The sequence below is a fragment of the Citrobacter sp. Cpo032 genome (assembly GCF_030332975.1).
GTDB classification, from domain to species: Bacteria; Pseudomonadota; Gammaproteobacteria; order Enterobacterales; family Enterobacteriaceae; genus Citrobacter; species Citrobacter portucalensis.
In genome coordinates, this window is sequence record NZ_JAOWGU010000044.1 from 375,293 (window position 1) to 393,783 (window position 18,491).

15 protein-coding genes are annotated in these 18,491 nt (G+C 51.6%); 6 read left to right on the forward strand and 9 right to left on the reverse strand.

From position 1 onward, the window contains the following. Window positions 1-74 precede the first annotated feature (74 nt). The 4 genes from iadA to OGY33_RS12950 all read right to left on the reverse strand — a co-directional run bounded on the left by iadA (window position 75) and on the right by OGY33_RS12950 (window position 3,603). Entirely contained in the window at window positions 75-1,238 is a 1,164-nt protein-coding gene (gene iadA, locus OGY33_RS12935; RefSeq protein ID WP_048224985.1) for a beta-aspartyl-peptidase, read from the reverse strand. A gap of 11 nt (window positions 1,239-1,249) precedes the next feature. Then, on the reverse strand, window positions 1,250-1,711 hold the full coding sequence (locus OGY33_RS12940; RefSeq protein ID WP_003835099.1) for a YjiG family protein: 462 nt from the start codon (window positions 1,709-1,711) through the stop codon (window positions 1,250-1,252). Window position 1,712: 1 nt separating this feature from the next. Beyond that, the gene (locus OGY33_RS12945; protein ID WP_032944189.1) at window positions 1,713-2,372 is read right to left on the reverse strand and encodes a nucleoside recognition domain-containing protein; all 660 of its coding nucleotides are present in this window, start codon (window positions 2,370-2,372) and stop codon (window positions 1,713-1,715) included. A gap of 166 nt (window positions 2,373-2,538) precedes the next feature. Then, on the reverse strand, window positions 2,539-3,603 hold the full coding sequence (locus OGY33_RS12950; RefSeq protein WP_003037941.1) for an AI-2E family transporter: 1,065 nt from the start codon (window positions 3,601-3,603) through the stop codon (window positions 2,539-2,541). Window positions 3,604-3,829: 226 nt separating this feature from the next. On the opposite strand from OGY33_RS12950, the gene bepA reads away from it, so the two are divergent. Together bepA and arsC are read left to right on the forward strand one after the other, a co-directional pair. Continuing rightward, a complete protein-coding gene (gene bepA / locus OGY33_RS12955) occupies window positions 3,830-5,293 on the forward strand; it encodes a beta-barrel assembly-enhancing protease (RefSeq protein WP_008785438.1) in 1,464 nt (487 codons plus the stop codon). Window positions 5,294-5,416: 123 nt separating this feature from the next. Continuing rightward, on the forward strand, window positions 5,417-5,776 hold the full coding sequence (arsC, locus tag OGY33_RS12960; RefSeq protein WP_125112684.1) for an arsenate reductase (glutaredoxin): 360 nt from the start codon (window positions 5,417-5,419) through the stop codon (window positions 5,774-5,776). A gap of 35 nt (window positions 5,777-5,811) precedes the next feature. Here the strand turns inward: arsC and OGY33_RS12965 are convergent, their stop codons facing one another. The 4 genes from OGY33_RS12965 to OGY33_RS12980 all read right to left on the reverse strand — a co-directional run bounded on the left by OGY33_RS12965 (window position 5,812) and on the right by OGY33_RS12980 (window position 10,235). After that, the gene (locus tag OGY33_RS12965) at window positions 5,812-6,513 is read right to left on the reverse strand and encodes a DnaA inactivator Hda (protein ID WP_211924219.1); all 702 of its coding nucleotides are present in this window, start codon (window positions 6,511-6,513) and stop codon (window positions 5,812-5,814) included. Between the two features lie 95 nt (window positions 6,514-6,608). Next, window positions 6,609-7,898, reverse strand: a complete 1,290-nt coding sequence (uraA, locus tag OGY33_RS12970; RefSeq protein WP_003835107.1) for a uracil permease — start codon at window positions 7,896-7,898, stop codon at window positions 6,609-6,611. A 96-nt stretch (window positions 7,899-7,994) separates the two neighbouring features. Beyond that, on the reverse strand, window positions 7,995-8,621 hold the full coding sequence (gene upp / locus OGY33_RS12975) for a uracil phosphoribosyltransferase (protein WP_003835110.1): 627 nt from the start codon (window positions 8,619-8,621) through the stop codon (window positions 7,995-7,997). A 183-nt stretch (window positions 8,622-8,804) separates the two neighbouring features. Then, a complete protein-coding gene (locus OGY33_RS12980; protein WP_103015176.1) occupies window positions 8,805-10,235 on the reverse strand; it encodes a 6-phospho-beta-glucosidase in 1,431 nt (476 codons plus the stop codon). Window positions 10,236-10,530: 295 nt separating this feature from the next. Here OGY33_RS12980 and purM point away from each other — a divergent pair, with 295 nt between their 5' ends. The 4 genes from purM (at window position 10,531) to ppx (ending at window position 16,034) form a co-directional block, all read left to right on the forward strand. Beyond that, window positions 10,531-11,568 carry a phosphoribosylformylglycinamidine cyclo-ligase gene (gene purM / locus OGY33_RS12985; RefSeq protein ID WP_020996702.1) on the forward strand — a complete coding sequence of 346 codons (1,038 nt, stop codon included), beginning with the start codon at window positions 10,531-10,533 and terminating at the stop codon, window positions 11,566-11,568. Continuing rightward, window positions 11,565-12,206 (forward strand): phosphoribosylglycinamide formyltransferase, encoded by a 642-nt coding sequence (purN, locus tag OGY33_RS12990; protein ID WP_008785442.1) that lies wholly within the window; start codon window positions 11,565-11,567, stop codon window positions 12,204-12,206. The genes purM and purN overlap by 4 nt, the downstream gene beginning before the upstream one ends. A gap of 215 nt (window positions 12,207-12,421) precedes the next feature. After that, window positions 12,422-14,488 carry a polyphosphate kinase 1 gene (gene ppk1, locus OGY33_RS12995; RefSeq protein WP_032944192.1) on the forward strand — a complete coding sequence of 689 codons (2,067 nt, stop codon included), beginning with the start codon at window positions 12,422-12,424 and terminating at the stop codon, window positions 14,486-14,488. A 4-nt stretch (window positions 14,489-14,492) separates the two neighbouring features. Next, window positions 14,493-16,034, forward strand: a complete 1,542-nt coding sequence (ppx, locus tag OGY33_RS13000) for an exopolyphosphatase (protein ID WP_032944195.1) — start codon at window positions 14,493-14,495, stop codon at window positions 16,032-16,034. Here ppx and OGY33_RS13005 read toward each other — a convergent pair. Continuing rightward, a complete protein-coding gene (locus OGY33_RS13005) occupies window positions 16,014-18,284 on the reverse strand; it encodes a bifunctional diguanylate cyclase/phosphodiesterase (protein WP_191238239.1) in 2,271 nt (756 codons plus the stop codon). The two genes, ppx and OGY33_RS13005, sit on opposite strands and share 21 nt — an antisense overlap. Window positions 18,285-18,491 lie beyond the last annotated feature (207 nt).

Below are 18,491 nucleotides of genomic sequence, written 5' to 3' on the forward strand. Positions count from 1 at the left end.
ATCCGGCCTACAAATGCACGCACGTAGGCCGGATAAGACGCGTTAGCGTCGACATCCGGCAGATGACCGCCCGGTTACTCAAACGTCCCTTTCACACACGCTTTCTGCTCCCTGACTACGGCTTTTCCCTTCGCCCACAGGTGATGAACTTCCAGCGCGTCGTTGAGCACCAGAATGTCCGCATCGCATCCCACTGCCAGACGTCCTTTATGCTCAAGTGCCAAAAATTCTGCGACCGTACGCGTCAGCGGACACAGCGCCTGCTCCAGCGGTATGGCATGAACCTTCACCAACTGGCGCACCGTTTCCGCCAGTGATTCAAACCCTGCGACACCGATGCCGGTGAGATTGCCAAGCTCATCAAATTCCGGCTGGCTGCCGTTGCCATCTGAGCTAAGGGTAATGCGCGACAGCGGCACGTTCTGGCGCAGCGCCGTGGCGATAGCCGTGGCCGGGTCGACGGGCTCATCAATGCTGCTGGTAATGTCGATATAACCGCCTTTACGGGCATACTCCAGCGCCGCCTGGAACAGCGGTTCCGCACGGTTAACGTGTGTCGGCAACAGTTTAGTAATCGGCACATCGCAACAGTCAAGGATCTGGTACAACGGTTCCAGCATGCGCTGGCTGTCGCCCATATGGAAAACGCTGATCCCCGGTTTGCGCCCTAATAATCCGCCGACACGCGACTGCGCCGCCATATTTGCCAGCGCCGAGGTATCCGGGGCTGAAGAACGATGGTCCGAAACCGCACATTTCACACCAATAACTTTATCAATCAGCGCCACATCGCGATCGATACTGCCGGTGATCGTCGGGGAAGGCAGAGAGTACGCCCCGGTCAGCATCCAGGCGCTGATACCTTCAAACTCCAGCGCGCGGGTTTTTGCCAGCAGCGATTCAGGGTGACGGGTAATGCCATCGGTACCCAGCAAACCCACCACCGACGTGACACCAGCTTCAACCAGCCGTGACAAGCGCACTTCCGGCGTGCGGGTATGCGGCCCCGCTTCCCCACCGCCGCCAATAAGATGGACGTGTTGATCGATAAATCCTGGGCATACAATCGCGCCGTCAAGATTGATACACTCGCAACCGGGAAAGTCTTCAGGAGAAATTGACGGGGCGATGGCAACAATTTTGCTGCCGGAGACCAGTATATCCTGTCGCCCTAAATCTTCCGGCGCATACACGTGTCCCTGCTGGAACAACGTCAAATCAAGAATTGAACAGTTCATAACCTTCCTTGTCAGGCAATAACCTGCATAACCCAAATAGAGAGCAGTGCATTAATGACGCATACCGCAATAATTAGCGGGTAATAACGAGGATGAACCCCCGCGGTCCCCAGACAACGGCCCACATTTTGCACCGGATTTCCCATCAGGTAGATAGCCGGTAACAACACCGTGGCATCATGTCCCGAAAGCGTACCAGCGACAACCAGGCTGGCGCACACGCCGACACCGCCTCCCATACTCATCACCGCTGCCAGCAGCACAGTGGCAGATTCCCCCGGTAGCCCCCACAGCGCCATTACCGGCTCACATACCCGCCCTACAACCTCGAGCAGCCCTGTCACCTTCAGCGCCTGAATAATCACAAACGCCATCACCACGTTAGGCAACAGACTGGTTGTTGCAATGGTAAACCCGCGCCGTGCGCCATCGATAAACATATCCATGACGTTTTTACGTACCTGCGTTGTCATCTCACGCCTCCTGCTGCATACGGCGATTTTCCAGCTGCGCGATCCACACACGCAACAGGTTCGCGCCCACAAATTTGAAGACAAGGATCACCGCCAGCGGCGTAATCACCGGAACGGTCACCATCGTAAACAGCGCTGCGCCAGAAGAAAAATAGTTGGTAATGCATGCGCTGCCGCTGGTTTGCCAGCAGGCAAAAATAGCGCGTTCCTGCTCTGTGATAATGCCCTCTTCCGCCATTTCTTTGGTCATCCCGGCCGCGGCATCGGTATTTTGCAAATTCGCAATCAACGCCAGCGAACAAATACCCGGAATGCCCAGTAACGGACGCAGGACCGGCGTCATCAGCTGTTGTGCCGCGCGCAACCCACCCAGCCCTTCGGTGACAGAAATAATCCCGAGCGAAAGAATGACGGAAGGCGCCAGCTCAAGCGCGAATAAGAAGCCGTCTTTTGCCCCCATCCCCCCTGTGCCACGAAAAGAGACCGCCGTGTCGCCCGCAGCATTAATCTGCCCAAACGCACCGTTGAGGACGGTGAAGTCAAAGACCCGCCACCATTCGGTACTTTTCGCAAACATGCCGGAAAAAAGAATAATCGTAATAAAAAAAGCGAGATAACCGCCCCATCCCACCTTTTGCTGCGTGTGTGTGCTGTGACCCATTTTGTTCTCCTGTTGGCCTTAATCCTTGTGTGACTAAAAGACATCACGATGGTCAAGTTAAAGACAAACGCGGAGAAAAACGACACCAAAGGAGATTATTCAGAAAGAGTGGATAGAGGTCAGACAAGTTCAGATCCGGCGACATGATATCGCCGGATCTTGCAGATTAGGGTTCGTCAACGACCTGACCATCCGGCCAGGCATGCATTACCGCTTTGATTAACGTCGCCAGAGGAATCGCAAAGAATACGCCCCAGAATCCCCACAGACCGCCGAAAATCACCACGGAGAGAATAATCACCAGTGGATGCAGATTGACCGCCTCGGAGAACAGCACGGGAACCAGCAAATTGCCGTCCAGTGCCTGGATTATCAGGTACACAGCAAAACAGCTCCAGAACTCAGTGCCAAGCCCGAACTGGAACAGCGCCACGCCAACCACCGGAATCGTCACCACAAAAGCGCCGATATACGGGATCAGCACAGAGAACCCGACCAGCACCGCCAGCAACAGCGAATAGTTGAGACCAAACAGCAGGAAGCCGAGCCAGGTCGCTACGCCGACCACCACCATTTCCAGCACCTTCCCGCGGATATAGTTGGTGATTTGCTGGTTCATCTCTTTCCATACCTGTCCCGCCAGCCCGCGATTACGCGGTAGCACCCGGCGCACGGCGTTCAGCATCTGGCCTTTATCTTTGATCAGGAAGAACACCATCAACGGGACAAGCACCAGATAAACCGCCAGCGTCAGCAAACCGACCAGTGAGGCCAGCGAATATTTCACCACCGAATCGCCCATGGTGAGCATTCGCGAGCGCATATTTTCCGCCATCGCATCAATGATGCCCGCATCCATCAGCGCCGGGTAACGTCGTGGCAAGGTGGCGGCAAAATCAGACAATTTATTGAGCATGCCGGGCATGTCGCGGATCAGGTAAATTCCCTGCTGCCACGCAACGGGCATCACCACAAAGGCCATCAGCAGTAAAATACCGACAAATACCACCAGCACAATCGATGTCGCCCAACGCCGTGAACACCCAATATGTTCCAGCCGCACTGTCGGCCATTCAAGCAGGTACGCCAACACAATGGCGACCAGCAGCGGCGCCAAAAGACCGCTAAAGAAAAACAGGATGCCAAAACCGGCAACAAGAATAATCAGCAGGGCGATGGCTTCGGGGTCGCTAAAGCGGCGACGATACCATTGCATCAACATTTCGAGCATAAAACCCTTCCATGAACCCAATAGCGGGATTGCGATCCCGAATTGTATCGAAATGTCACAAAAAAGACTTCGCTTTTTATGGCTGATTACGCAAAGTGAAAAGACATTTTTCCTGGGTGTTCATCGTCAGGTTTCGCAGTTACACTCCGTAAGCTTGCGGAGTGTGAACGATACTTCACAGCATCGGTCAAATGGCTATCTTAAAAAAGAATACAGGACAGAGGTTATGTTCAGGCAGTTGAAAAAAAACCTGGTTGCTACCCTCATTGCCGCACTGACTATCGGTCAGGTTGCGCCCGCATTTGCTGATACTGCGGACACCCTGCCTGATATGGGAACGTCGGCAGGCAGTACGCTTTCCATAGGACAGGAAATGCAGATGGGCGATTATTACGTACGCCAACTGCGCGGCAGTGCGCCATTAATTAACGATCCATTGCTCACCCAATACATTAATGCGCTGGGGATGCGTCTGGTCTCGCACGCCGACTCGGTAAAAACGCCCTTCACCTTCTTTTTGATTAACAACGATGAAATCAACGCCTTTGCTTTCTTTGGCGGCAACGTTGTCCTGCACTCCGCACTATTCCGCTATTCCGACAACGAAAGCCAGCTGGCATCGGTTATGGCGCACGAAATTTCCCACGTTACACAGCGTCACCTGGCGCGAGCCATGGAAGATCAGAAACGCAGCGCACCGCTAACGTGGGTTGGCGCATTAGGTTCAATTTTATTAGCAATGGCCAGCCCGCAGGCGGGTATGGCGGCGCTGACCGGTACACTGGCGGGTACACGTCAGGGGATGATTAGCTTTACGCAGCAAAACGAACAGGAAGCAGATCGCATTGGTATTCAGGTGCTGCAACGCTCGGGATTCGATCCCCAGGCCATGCCAACGTTCCTGGAAAAACTGCTCGACCAGGCTCGTTACTCTTCGCGTCCGCCGGAAATTTTGCTGACGCACCCCCTGCCGGAAAGCCGTCTGTCTGATGCCCGTAACCGCGCCAACCAGATGCGCCCGGTGGTCGTCCAGTCGTCAGAAGATTTTTATCTGGCTAAGGCACGAACCTTAGGCATGTACAACTCTGGTCGTAACCAGTTGACCGATGACCTGCTGAGTAGCTGGTCGAAAGGCAACGTACGTGAGCAACGTGCGGCCCAGTATGGCCGGGCATTGCAGGCGATGGAAGCCAGTAAATACGACGAGGCGCGTAAAGCGCTGCAACCGCTGCTGGCGGCAGATCCTAACAATGCCTGGTATCTCGACCTGGCAACGGATATCGATCTCGGCCAGAAGAAAACCAGTGATGCCATTAACCGCCTGAAAAACGCCCGCGACCTGCGCACTAACCCGGTTCTGCAGCTCAACCTGGCGAATGCCTATTTACAAGGTGGACAAGCCAAAGAGGCGGCGACCATCCTGAATCGCTATACGTTTAACCATAAAGATGACCCTAACGGCTGGGATCTGTTAGCGCAAACGGAAGCCAACCTGAGCAACCGCGATCAGGAGCTGGCGGCGCGCGCGGAGGGGTATGCCCTCGCGGGACGTCTGGATCAGGCTATTTCGATGCTTAGCAGCGCAAGCTCTCAGGTGAAACTGGGTAGCCAGCAGCAGGCCAGATACGATGCCCGTATTGACCAGCTACGCCAGCTGCAAGAACGCTTTAAACCGTACACGAAGATGTAATTATCGAACCTTTGCCGGATGGCGACGCTGTAGCGTCTTATCCGGCCTACGTCAGACGCGATATGTAGGCCGGATAAGGTCTTTTGGCCGCCATCCGGCAGTATTGTTATGCAAGGAGAAGTCATGTCAGACGCGATTAAAATCTACCATAACCCACGCTGCTCCAAGAGCCGTGAAACGCTGGAATTGCTGAAGTCCAACGGCGTGGACCCGGAAGTGGTGTTGTATCTGGAAGCGCCGGCTGACGCAGCAACCCTGCGTGAACTGCTGCAGATGCTCGGCATGTCCAGCGCGCGTGAACTGATGCGCCAGAAAGAGGATCTTTATAAATCGCTTAACCTGGCGGACAAAAATCTGAGTGAAGACGCGCTGATTCAGGCAATGGTGGAAAACCCGAAACTGATGGAGCGCCCGATTGTGGTTGCCAAAGGTCAGGCTCGAATTGGACGCCCGCCTGAGCAGGTACTGGAAATCGTCGGTTAACCTGCAACCTGCCGCAGTCTTCTCGGCTGCGGCGCTTACAGCTTCAGAATTTCTTTTACGAACGGAATGGTCAGCTTACGCTGGGCGGTGATCGACGCATGATCTAACTGATCCAACGTCATAAACAGCGTTCGCATTTCACGATCCAGACGCTTCAGCAGAAAACGTCCCACATCTTCCGGCAGTTCAAATCCACGAAGTCTGGCGCGTAATTGCAACGCCTGCAGCTTATCTTCATCGGAAAGCGGTTGCAGCTTGTAGATTTGCCCCCAGTCCAGGCGTGAGGCGAGATCCGGCAACCCCAGATTCAGCTGTCTTGGCGGACGATCGCCGGTGATCAGCAAACGCGTTTTCCCCGACTCCAGGATACGGTTGTAGAGATCAAAGATCGCCATTTCCCACAGCGAATCGCCGGCCACACATTCGATGTTATCAATGCAAACCAGCGATAAATGCTCCATTCCGTCGAGCACCTCGGGGACGAACCAGGTGCGTTTGTCGAGCGGCACGTAGCCTACCGCATCGCCGCGCGCGGACAGTTCCGCACAGGCTGCATGCAGCAAATGACTACGGCCAGCGCCTTCACGCGACCAGAGATAAATATACCCGCTATGTTCCTGACGCAGCACGTTTTGCAGTGCAGCCAGTAAAGAGGAGTTATCCCCCGGCCAGAAACTTGCGAAAGTTTCGTCGTCAGGAAGATAAAGTGGCAAAGAGAGCTGTGCCGGTGTGTTCAGAGATACCTCAACCCAGGATTTCATAAAATCGCGTTGAGTTTAACACAGAAATACGTCGCGATAGAACCGGGCAGCGCTGCCGCCCGGTCAGAGATTTACTGTTGCGGACTGTCTGCATCTTTCGCGTCAAGCACGACTTCTTCCGGACGCAGCAGGCTGATAACTTTGAAAATCAGGCTCAGACAGACACCAACGATGGTCGCCAGTGCCATGCCTTTCAGCTCTGCGGCACCGATGTGAACTTTCGCGCCACTTACGCCGATGATCAAAATAACCGAGGTCAGGATCAGGTTCTGCGCCTTGTTATAGTCAACCTTCGACTCGATCAGTACGCGAATACCAGAAGCGCCAATCACACCGTACAGCAGCAGCGATACGCCGCCCATAACCGGCAGTGGAATGATTTGGATCGCCGCCGCCAGTTTACCCACGCAGGAGAGCAGAATGGCGAAAATTGCCGCACCACCGATAACCCAGGTACTGTAAACGCGGGTGATCGCCATTACGCCGATGTTTTCGCCGTATGTGGTGTTCGGCGTAGAGCCGAAGAAGCCAGAGATTACCGTAGACAGACCGTTGGCAAACATAGAACGATGCAGGCCAGGATCGCGAATCAAATCTTTTTTCACGATATTCGCCGTCACCACCAGATGCCCGACGTGTTCAGCGATGACCACCAGCGCCGCTGGCAGGATGGTCAGAATGGCAACCCATTCAAAACGCGGCGTGTAGAACGTCGGCAGCGCGAACCAGTGGGCCTGCGCAATCGGCGTAGTGTCCACAACACCCATCACGAAGGAGAGCGCATAACCGGCCAGCACCCCGATCAGAATCGGGATAATCGCCATAAAACCGCGGAACAATACGGAACCAAAGACCGTTACCGCCAGCGTTACCATAGAAATGATGATGGTTTTTGAATCCGGTAATTGCCCTTCAGCAGGCAGTAACCCCGCCATGCCTGCAGCAACGCCAGCCAGCTCCAGACCGATGACGGCAACGATTGCGCCCATCGCCGCAGGCGGGAACATGACATCCAGCCAGCCGGTTCCTGCCTTCTTAACAATGAAAGAAACCAGGCAGAACAGGACGCCGCACATAATGAAACCGCCCAGCGCCACTTCATACCCTAACGGCAGCAGCAGCAGTACCGGGGAAATAAAGGCAAAGCTGGAACCCAGATATGCGGGAATTTTACCCTTACAAATAAAGAGATACAGCAACGTACCAATGCCGTTAAACAGCAGAACGGTAGCCGGGTTGATGTGGAACAGGACTGGCACCAGTACCGTTGCGCCAAACATGGCGAACAGGTGCTGCAAACTAAGCGGGATTGTCTGTAAAAGCGGCGGTCTTTCACTCACCCCGATAGCACGGCGCGTCATAGTGTTTTCCTCTGAGTGTTGTTTGTTATTAGCCATTGGGTTGTTTTATTCAAAAAAAAGCCGACTCTTAAAGTCGGCTTCTTTTCACTTATTCGTTTACTTAGTACCAAAAATCTTATCGCCGGCATCGCCGAGCCCCGGAATAATGTATCCGTGCTCGTTCAGTCCCTGATCGATGGAGGCGGTGTACAGCTCCACATCCGGGTGCGCTTTTTCCAGTGCCGCGATACCTTCCGGTGCCGCAACCAGGACCAGCACTTTAATGCTGGTGCAGCCTGCATTTTTCAGCAGATCGATAGTGGCGATAACAGAGCCGCCGGTTGCCAGCATTGGGTCAACGATCAGCGCCATACGCTCATCGATGTTAGAAACCAGCTTCTGGAAATACGGAACCGGCTCCAGCGTCTCTTCGTTACGGTACATACCAACAACGCTGATACGCGCGCTCGGAACGTTTTCCAGAACGCCTTCCATCATGCCCAGGCCCGCACGCAGGATAGGCACAACGGTGATTTTTTTGCCTTTGATTTGGTCAACTTCAACTGGACCGTTCCAGCCTTCAATGGTCACCTTTTCGGTTTCCAGACCAGCGGTTGCTTCATAAGTCAGCAGACTGCCAACTTCCGAGGCGAGTTCACGAAAGCGTTTAGTGCTGATGTCGTTTTCACGCATCAGTCCCAGCTTGTGTTTGACGAGTGGGTGTTTGACTTCCACGATCTTCATACTCTTCTCCTTTCCTCAGACGAATGGCAACCACAAAAAAAATCGCCGGATTATACCGCTTTTCCTCTCTGGCGCAACACTGCATACGCTTGATATGGATCAACCAAAGTCATTTGCGTCTGAATGATGAGTATAAAACAAGCCCCGCACTGATGGCGGGGCTTGCTGTCAATGCTATGAATTTCAAAGATATTCAGCATTGGTCTGGATGACTTTTTGATACCACGAAAAAGATTTTTTAGGTGAGCGCGTTAATGTCCCGCTACCGTCATTATTTTTATCGACATAGATAAACCCGTAGCGTTTTTTCATCTCCCCTGTCCCGGCAGAGACTAAATCAATGCAGCCCCACGGGGTATATCCCATCAGATCCACGCCATCTTCCACCACCGCTTTTTTCATCTCACGTATGTGGGCGGCAAGGTAGTCGATACGGTACTGGTCGTTAACTGTACCATCGTCCTCGCGCACATCAATGGCGCCAAACCCATTCTCCACAATAAATAGTGGCAGCTGATAATGATCCCAGAACCAGTTCAGTGAATAACGAAGGCCAATCGGATCAATCTGCCAGCCCCAGTCAGATTTCTGCACGTACGGGTTGGAAACCAGGCTTTTCGACTCATCGTAATCCAGCTGTGGGTTGTCCGCCGTTGCCTGGGTCGCGAAAGACATATAATAGCTAAAGCCGATGTAATCAACGCACCCCTCGGTCAGCGCCTGACGGTCTTCCTCGGTGATATCCAGTTCAAAGCCACGACGAGTAAAGTAGTTGAGAAGATGCCGCGGGTATTTGCCGCGCACATGGACGTCAGTAAACCAGTAACGCCGGTGCATGGCATTCATCGCCATCATCATATCGTCTGGCGCGCAGGTCAGCGGATAGATTGGACACATGGCAATCATGCACCCTATCTGTAATTCCGGGTTAATCTCACGCGCGACCTTTACCGCCAGCGCGCTTGCCACCAGCTCATAGTGCGCCGCCTGGTACATGACCGGCTCGCGGTCTTCGCCTGGCTGGTATTTCAGACCTGAGTTAGTAAAGGGCGCGAAATCTTCGTGATAATTTGCCTGGTTGTTAATCTCATTAAACGTCATCCAGTACTTCACTTTGTGCTGGTAACGAGTGAATACCACCCTGGCAAAACGGACAAAGAAATCGATAAGCTTGCGGTTGCGCCAGCCGCCGTACTCCGTCACCAGATGGTAAGGCATCTCAAAATGCGACAGCGTAATCACCGGCTCAATGCCATATTTCAGGCATTCGTCAAACAGGTCATCATAGAACTGTAGGCCAGACTCATTGGGTTGTTCTTCATCGCCGAAGGGGAAAATACGTGTCCAGGCAATAGAGGTGCGAAAACATTTAAACCCCATTTCGGCAAACAGCTTTATGTCGTCTTTATAGCGATGATAAAAATCGATGGCCTCGTGGTTAGGGTAATTTTTACCGGCAATCACACCGTCGGTAATTTCACGCGCCACCCCATGCGCTCCCGCGGTCATGACATCAGCAACGCTGACGCCTTTTCCGCCCTCCTGCCAGCCACCTTCCAGTTGATGAGCCGCGACAGCACCACCCCACATGAAATCTGCTTTAAATCCTGACATACCCTTCCCCTATCGTGATGACTCTGCGCAAAACGCTGTTGATGAGGTCCGCAACAGAAAAAAGAAACCGGTTTCAGTAAGATACTGTGCAATCGCCTAACAGGATTCAAGCACAAGACTGTACCCGGTTTCATTTTCGTGGCGCAGCTCAAACAAATAGATAAATGATTGTAAAATGCTGAAAAAACCAGCAGATAAAACTTGATGCAGAGCAGGCTCGCAAACGTTTGCTTTCCCTGTTAGAATTGCGCCGAATTTAACTTTTACTGCAAGTAAACATGTGGGGAAGCAGGCAGTGACCGATAAAACCTCTCTTAGCTACAAAGATGCCGGTGTTGATATTGATGCAGGTAATGCTCTGGTTGATCGAATCAAAGGCGTAGTAAAGAAAACTCGTCGTCCGGAAGTTATGGGTGGTCTGGGTGGCTTCGGTGCGCTGTGCGCATTGCCGCAAAAATATCGTGAACCGGTACTGGTTTCCGGCACTGATGGCGTTGGTACAAAACTGCGTCTGGCGATGGATCTGAAACGCCACGACACTATCGGCATTGACCTCGTCGCAATGTGCGTCAACGACCTCGTGGTTCAGGGCGCTGAGCCGCTGTTCTTCCTCGACTACTATGCAACCGGCAAACTGGATGTGGACACCGCAGCCAGCGTCATTAACGGGATTGCCGAAGGCTGCCTGCAGTCTGGCTGTGCGCTGGTCGGTGGGGAAACAGCTGAAATGCCGGGGATGTACCACGGCGAAGATTACGACGTGGCAGGTTTCTGCGTTGGCGTCGTCGAAAAATCAGAGATTATCGACGGCTCAAAAGTTGCCGACGGTGACGTACTGATTGCACTCGGCTCAAGCGGCCCGCACTCCAACGGCTACTCTCTGGTGCGTAAAATTGTAGAAGTCAGCGGTTGTGACCCAGAAACCACCGAGCTTGAAGGCAAGCCGCTGGCCGATCACTTACTGGCCCCTACCCGCATTTACGTGAAATCCATTCTGGAACTGATCGAGAAGGTTGATGTGCACGCCATTGCCCACCTGACCGGCGGCGGCTTCTGGGAAAATATTCCACGCGTTCTGCCAGACAACACGCAGGCAGTGATCGACGAATCTTCATGGCAGTGGCCAGCCGTCTTCAACTGGCTGCAAACGGCGGGTAACGTCAGCCAGCATGAGATGTATCGCACCTTTAACTGCGGTGTAGGTATGGTTATCGCCCTGCCAGCTCCGGAAGTGGACAAAGCCCTTGCTTTGCTCAATGAGAAAGGTGAAAACGCATGGAAAATCGGTATCATCAAAGCTTCTGATTCCGAACAGCGTGTGGTCATTGAATGAAAAACATTGTGGTGCTCATTTCCGGCAACGGAAGCAATTTGCAGGCGATAATCGACGCCTGCGAACAGAAAAAAATCAATGGCACCATACGTGCAGTATTCAGTAACAAGGCCGATGCGTTCGGCCTTGAGCGCGCACGCGAAGCGAATATTCCGGCACACTCGCTGGAAGCCGCCCAGTTTGCCAGTCGCGAAGCATTCGACCGCCAACTGATACAAGAGATTGACGCCTATGCACCCGATGTCGTGGTGCTGGCCGGTTATATGCGTATCCTCAGCCCGGCGTTTGTCGCTCACTATGCTGAACGATTGCTGAATATCCACCCGTCTTTATTGCCGAAGTATCCCGGCCTGCATACGCACCGCCAGGTACTGGAAAACGGCGATGAAGAACATGGTACCTCAGTCCATTTCGTGACGGATGAGTTGGACGGCGGACCGGTCATTCTCCAGGCCAAAGTTCCAGTATTTGAAGGCGACAGCGAAGATGATGTCACGGCACGGGTTCAGGCTCAGGAACATACCATTTACCCGCTGGTGGTAAGCTGGTTTATCGATGGTCGCCTGAAGATGCGTGATAACGCTGCATGGCTGGATGGCGTTCGTTTGCCTCCACAAGGCTACGCCGCCGACGAATAATAAAAAAACAACCTGTAAGCCGAATGTCACCATCCGGCTTACAGGCATAACTACCTTTTCCGGTTAATACCACCGGTATTCATCTACGCTCCCCCTTTCTCTTTGCTATCAGACGGTTTATTGTCATATTTTTCTGGCACAGTTGGACATCTGAGAGCAATGCTCGCCATAATAAATCGGTAGTGTCCCGTGAATGAAACGGAGTAAAAGTGGTAATGGGTCAGGAAAAGCTATACATCGAGAAAGAACTCAGCTGGTTAGCGTTCAACGAACGTGTACTCCAGGAAGCTGCTGATAAATCAAACCCGTTGATCGAACGGATGCGTTTCTTAGGTATCTATTCCAATAATCTCGACGAGTTTTATAAGGTTCGTTTTGCCGAACTGAAGCGCCGAATCATTATTAGCGAAGAACAGGGTTCAAACTCTCACTCCCGCCATTTGTTAGGCAAAATCCAGGCCCGCGTATTAAAAGCCGATCAGGAATTTGACGGCCTGTACAACGAGTTGCTGTTGGAAATGGCGCGCAATCAGATTTTCTTAATCAACGAACGCCAGTTGTCGGTCAATCAGCAAAGCTGGTTGCGTCATTACTTCAAGCAATATCTTCGCCAGCACATCACGCCGATCCTGATTAACCGCGAGACGGATTTAGTCCAGTTTTTGAAAGATGACTACACCTATCTGGCGGTAGAAATTATCCGTGGCGATACGATCCGCTACGCGCTGCTGGAAATTCCTTCCGACAAGGTTCCTCGTTTTGTGAATCTGCCGCCGGAAACCCCGCGCCGTCGCAAACCGATGATCCTGCTGGACAACATCTTACGTTACTGCCTTGACGACATTTTCAAAGGGTTCTTTGATTACGACGCACTGAACGCCTATTCGATGAAAATGACCCGTGACGCCGAATACGATTTGGTGCACGAGATGGAATCGAGCCTGATGGAGCTGATGTCATCCAGCCTGAAACAGCGTCTGACCGCAGAACCTGTACGTTTTGTCTATCAGCGTGACATGCCCAATGCGTTGGTCGAGGTACTGCGTGAAAAACTGACGATTTCTCGCTACGACTCGATTGTTCCCGGCGGGCGTTACCATAACTTCAAAGACTTTATTAACTTCCCTAACGTTGGCAAAGCTAACCTGGTGAACAAACCGCTGCCGCGTCTGCGCCATATCTGGTTCGACAACGAGAAGTTTCGTAACGGCTTTGACGCCGTTCGTGAACGCGACGTGCTGCTGTATTACCCCTATCACACCTTTGAGCACGTTCTTGAACTGCTGCGCCAGGCCTCTTTCGACCCGAGCGTGCTGGCTATAAAGATCAACATCTACCGTGTGGCAAAAGATTCACGCATTATAGATTCAATGATCCATGCCGCACACAACGGTAAGAAAGTCACCGTGGTGGTGGAATTGCAGGCCCGCTTCGATGAAGAAGCCAACATCCATTGGGCCAAGCGTCTTACCGAAGCAGGCGTTCACGTCATCTTCTCCGCGCCAGGCCTGAAAATTCACGCCAAACTGTTCCTTATCTCGCGTAAAGAAGGTGATGAAGTCGTGCGCTATGCGCATATCGGGACGGGGAACTTTAACGAAAAAACGGCACGCCTGTATACCGACTACTCGTTGCTGACCGCCGATTCGCGCATTACCAACGAAGTGCGCCGGGTGTTTAACTTCATCGAGAACCCGTATCGCCCGGTGACGTTCGATTATCTGCTGGTTTCCCCGCAGAACTCACGCCGTCTGCTGTACGCGATGATCGACAAAGAAATCGCCAACGCGCAGCAAGGACTGCCTTCCGGCATTACGCTAAAACTGAATAACCTGGTCGATAAAGGTCTGGTTGACCGCCTCTATGCGGCCTCAAGCTCAGGTGTGCCGGTCAATTTGTTGATTCGTGGTATGTGTTCTTTGATTCCGAATCTGGAAGGTATCAGCGACAATATTCGCGTTATCAGCATCGTTGATCGCTATCTTGAACATGACCGGGTCTATATCTTCGAGAACGGGGGTGACAAGCAGGTGTATCTCTCCTCCGCTGACTGGATGACAAGAAACATCGACTATCGTATCGAAGTTGCCACACCGCTTCTTGACCCGCGCCTTAAGCAACGCGTGCTGGATATTATCGATATCCTGTTCAGCGACACGGTGAAAGCCCGCTTTATTGATAAAGAACTGAGTAATCGCTACGTACCGCGCGGAAACCGCCGTAAGGTTCAGTCACAATTGGCGATTTACGATTACATCAAATCACTCGAGCAACCTGACTAAAGATATGCCAATACACGACAAGACTCCACGACCGCAGGAATTTGCTGCGGTCGACCTTGGTTCAAACAGTTTCCATATGGTCATTGCCCGCGTGGTTGATGGCGCAATGCAAATTATTGGGCGACTGAAACAACGCGTACATCTGGCGGATGGCCTCGGCGAAGATAACAAGCTGAGCGAAGAGGCCATGGAGCGCGGGCTAAGCTGTTTATCACTGTTCGCCGAACGTTTGCAGGGGTTTCCTCCATCAAGCGTATGTATCGTGGGAACCCATACTTTGCGTCAGGCACTGAATGCGACTGATTTTCTCAAGCGAGCGGAAAAAGTCATCCCCTACCCAATTGAGATTATTTCCGGCAACGAAGAAGCCCGATTGATCTTTATGGGCGTTGAACATACGCAGCCGGAAAAAGGTCGCAAGCTGGTTATCGATATCGGCGGCGGCTCAACAGAACTGGTGATCGGAGAAGATTTCGAGCCTAAACTGGTCGAAAGCCGCCGTATGGGTTGCGTCAGCTTTGCCCAGATGTATTTCCCGCGCGGTGTAATTAACCGCGAAAACTTCCAGCGTGCCCGCATGGCGGCTGCGCAAAAGCTCGAAACCTTAACCTGGCAGTTTCGCATTCAGGGCTGGAACGTTGCGCTGGGCGCATCGGGCACCATTAAAGCAGCCCATGAAGTGCTGCTGGAGATGGGTGAAAAAGACGGTTTTATCACCCCCGAACGTCTGGACAAGCTGACATCTGAAGTGTTGAAGCACGCGTCATTTGATGCGCTCAGCTTGCCGGGGTTGTCAGAAGAAAGAAAAGCAGTGTTTGTACCCGGACTCGCGATTCTGTGCGGCGTTTTTGACGCGTTAGCTATTCGCGAACTTCGCCTTTCTGATGGTGCGTTACGTGAAGGCGTGCTGTACGAGATGGAAGGCCGTTTTCGCCACCAGGACGTTCGTAGCCGTACCGCCAGCAGCCTGGCGAACCAGTACAACATTGACAGCGAACAGGCCCGGCGCGTACTAGAAACGACGATGCAAATGTACGACCAGTGGCATACGCAGCAGCCAAAGCTGGCCAATCCCCAACTGGAAGCGTTACTGCGTTGGGCAGCAATGCTGCATGAGGTTGGGCTGAACATCAACCACAGCGGTCTGCATCGCCACTCTGCGTATATCTTACAAAACAGCGATCTACCTGGTTTCAATCAGGAACAACAGCTGATGATGGCAACATTAGTTCGTTATCATCGCAAAGCGATTAAACTCGACGACTTGCCCCGCTTTACGCTGTTTAAGAAGAAACAGTTTCTGCCGTTAATTCAGCTGCTGCGCCTGGGCGTGCTATTGAATAATCAGCGTCAGGCGACCACCACACCGCCGACTTTGACCCTGATAACCGACGACAGCCACTGGACCTTACGCTTCCCGCATGACTGGTTTAGCCAAAATGCGCTGGTGCTGCTCGATCTGGAGAAAGAGCAGCAATACTGGGAAGCCGTAACAGGCTGGCGACTCAAAATTGAAGAAGAGAGCTCACCCGATATCGCCGCATAAGATCTCAGCAGGTGTCAGTTCATCTGGCACCTGCTTTTCCAGAGTTTCATTCAACGGCAGTGGCTCACCAATCAGATACCCCTGCATGTAATCAATCCCCAGCGAAATCACCGCACTGCGTATTTCTTCGCTTTCGACGTACTCCGCAACCACCAGCATTCTTTTCATCCGCGCCAGATGGCAAATAGAGGCCACGATTTGGTAGTCGAGGCTGTTCGAAACAATATTGCGAATAAAGCTACCGTCAATTTTCAGGATATCGGCATTCACATTTTTCAGCCGCGCATAGCTGGCATACCCAGTACCAAAATCATCAATCGCAATCTGACAGCCCAGTGATTGCAGCTGCAGCAACGTTGCCTGTGCCTGTTCCGCATTGGTCAAGGCATTGCTTTCCGTCACTTCAAAGATAAGTTGCCATGCTTCAACCTTGTACTTATTCAGTAACTGATTGATGTCATTAGGAAGTTGCGCGCGACATACTGAGGTGGGTGATAAGTTGATAGCAAACCGGTGGGCGGGCATTTTTTCCCGATTCTGCGCCATAAATTTCAACGTATTTTCAATCACCCACAGATCGATACGGGATGACAAACCAAACTCATGGGCTACCGGCAAGAAGTTATCAGGGGCAATAGTTTCACCGTCATCCCCCTCAAGCCGCAGGAGGATTTCGTGATAAACGTCGCCACGCACGCCAAAAATCGGCTGCGCCTTCAGGAAAAAGCGATTGTTCTCCAGCGCCTGCTGAATACGGTTCATCATCGCAACTTTATCTTTCAGGTCGCGTTGCAGGTGCATCACACCACGCCGCTGCAAATTCTCTGGAGAATTGGTTGCCAGCGATAATTCGGCAATGGTACTTAACTCTCCCAGCAACAAATAGATATGGTTAACAGGAGAACGGACATAGCAAAAGCTGATCCCAACCTGCGGTTGCAAAGGCATTCCGTCCCAGACAAAACGAAACTGCTTGATATGCCTGTCCAGTGCTTCAATGCGTTCCTTGTGTAGCTCAGTGTTAAAACGCAGGATTAAATCATTACCTGACAATTGATAGACATGCTCATCCTGTTCAAGCAACGGTGTTATCCACTGAGCCAGTTTTTGCTTGTACTGGATACGCAGCATAATGCCGTAATTTTTCACCAGCAGCTCCATGCCCGGAACACCCAAAAAGCAAAGCACTGACCATGGCGCGTTTTTCAAATCCCGGTTCAAAGCGCGCAAATTCGGAATATGCACCATAGGGTCAAAGAAGGCCAGACGATGGTTGCGCCGGGTAACAAAACGTTGACGCGTTGCAAGGACAGCAATGAAATTCACGATGAAGGAAAAAACCAGATAACTTGATGAGGTAATAGCAAGCTGCGTATCATAGCCCGAATACCAGGGCATATAGCGCTGATAATAATGGATTGCGGTAATAAGTACGACCGCCCATATCAACGAAATAAATTTATAACCGTAACGCATTGCCCCCCACAGCATGACAGGCAGTAACAGTGACAGTGTATAATTCGTGCTGAATATTGAGCTTTGTTCATTGAGCGGCATACACAACATTGCCATTAGCACAGTCAATATAATCAACCAGACCACAAACTCTGTTTTAGTCACTTTGGTATCAAACTGCTGCTTTAACTGAGAAAAATAGCCTCTCAGATGCAAGGGGTTGCGAATTGTTCGAATGATGAAATAACACAGCGGCACACCTACAAGATTCCCCGCGAGTATGGACTGATAGTTGATTAATGTGCCTGTATTGAAGGGCATAACGCCCACCATGCCTGATTTGCTTTCATAAACACCCACAAATGCGGCAAACTGAAAGAGTATCAGAAACAGCGTAGCCGGGCAGAAGACTTGCCAGAACATACGCTGAAACAACAGATGAGAGTCGCCGTGGGAAACGTTGTTTCGTCGGGGAGAAAATACTTTATATCCTCCCCAGCTAAGCACGACTGTAACTATAAAGTGCGAAATTATTGAAAGTGTTTCAAATAACCCGACCTGCGGATATTTGTACCAGATAATGGAAATGATAATACCTGGCAATGCCGCCCAACCAAAAAAAAGCATCAGGCTAATCATCAGCGCTAACGGCAGGTAGAAAAGAATTACGGTCCCCGTACTAATATGGGCATAGGTGGTGGCAGTGCTCAATATAGGCAACAACAAAGAAGGTAAGATGAGAGGTAATGCCCACCATCTATCTCTAATATCAATATAATTTTTATTGAGTTTCATAGATGCTCAGTAGAATCCCGCACATCCTGTAGGGGGTATTCAGACAGGCATCCCACCTGACTTTAAAACGATAAAGTAAAATACATCACAATGATTCATCGATTTTAGTTGTCAGCAACGTGTGATGCTTGATACATATCAAAAAAAATGCCCCTCATTCATCAATTATTACTCTTTTCATTATTTTTTATCGTTAATACATTATTC

Excerpts from the sequence above, each read along its gene's own strand:
- OGY33_RS13005 (WP_191238239.1), bottom strand. The coding sequence starts at position 18,284 with ATGAAACTCAATAAAAATTATATTGATATTAGAGATAGATGGTGGGCA.
- purN (WP_008785442.1), top strand. The coding sequence starts at position 11,565 with ATGAAAAACATTGTGGTGCTCATTTCCGGCAACGGAAGCAATTTGCAG.
- uraA (WP_003835107.1), bottom strand. The coding sequence starts at position 7,898 with ATGACGCGCCGTGCTATCGGGGTGAGTGAAAGACCGCCGCTTTTACAG.
- bepA (WP_008785438.1), top strand. The coding sequence starts at position 3,830 with ATGTTCAGGCAGTTGAAAAAAAACCTGGTTGCTACCCTCATTGCCGCA.
- ppx (WP_032944195.1), top strand. The coding sequence starts at position 14,493 with ATGCCAATACACGACAAGACTCCACGACCGCAGGAATTTGCTGCGGTC.
- ppk1 (WP_032944192.1), top strand. The coding sequence starts at position 12,422 with ATGGGTCAGGAAAAGCTATACATCGAGAAAGAACTCAGCTGGTTAGCG.
- OGY33_RS12945 (WP_032944189.1), bottom strand. The coding sequence starts at position 2,372 with ATGGGTCACAGCACACACACGCAGCAAAAGGTGGGATGGGGCGGTTAT.
- OGY33_RS12950 (WP_003037941.1), bottom strand. The coding sequence starts at position 3,603 with ATGCTCGAAATGTTGATGCAATGGTATCGTCGCCGCTTTAGCGACCCC.
- iadA (WP_048224985.1), bottom strand. The coding sequence starts at position 1,238 with ATGAACTGTTCAATTCTTGATTTGACGTTGTTCCAGCAGGGACACGTG.
- OGY33_RS12940 (WP_003835099.1), bottom strand. The coding sequence starts at position 1,711 with ATGACAACGCAGGTACGTAAAAACGTCATGGATATGTTTATCGATGGC.
- upp (WP_003835110.1), bottom strand. The coding sequence starts at position 8,621 with ATGAAGATCGTGGAAGTCAAACACCCACTCGTCAAACACAAGCTGGGA.
- arsC (WP_125112684.1), top strand. The coding sequence starts at position 5,417 with ATGTCAGACGCGATTAAAATCTACCATAACCCACGCTGCTCCAAGAGC.
- OGY33_RS12980 (WP_103015176.1), bottom strand. The coding sequence starts at position 10,235 with ATGTCAGGATTTAAAGCAGATTTCATGTGGGGTGGTGCTGTCGCGGCT.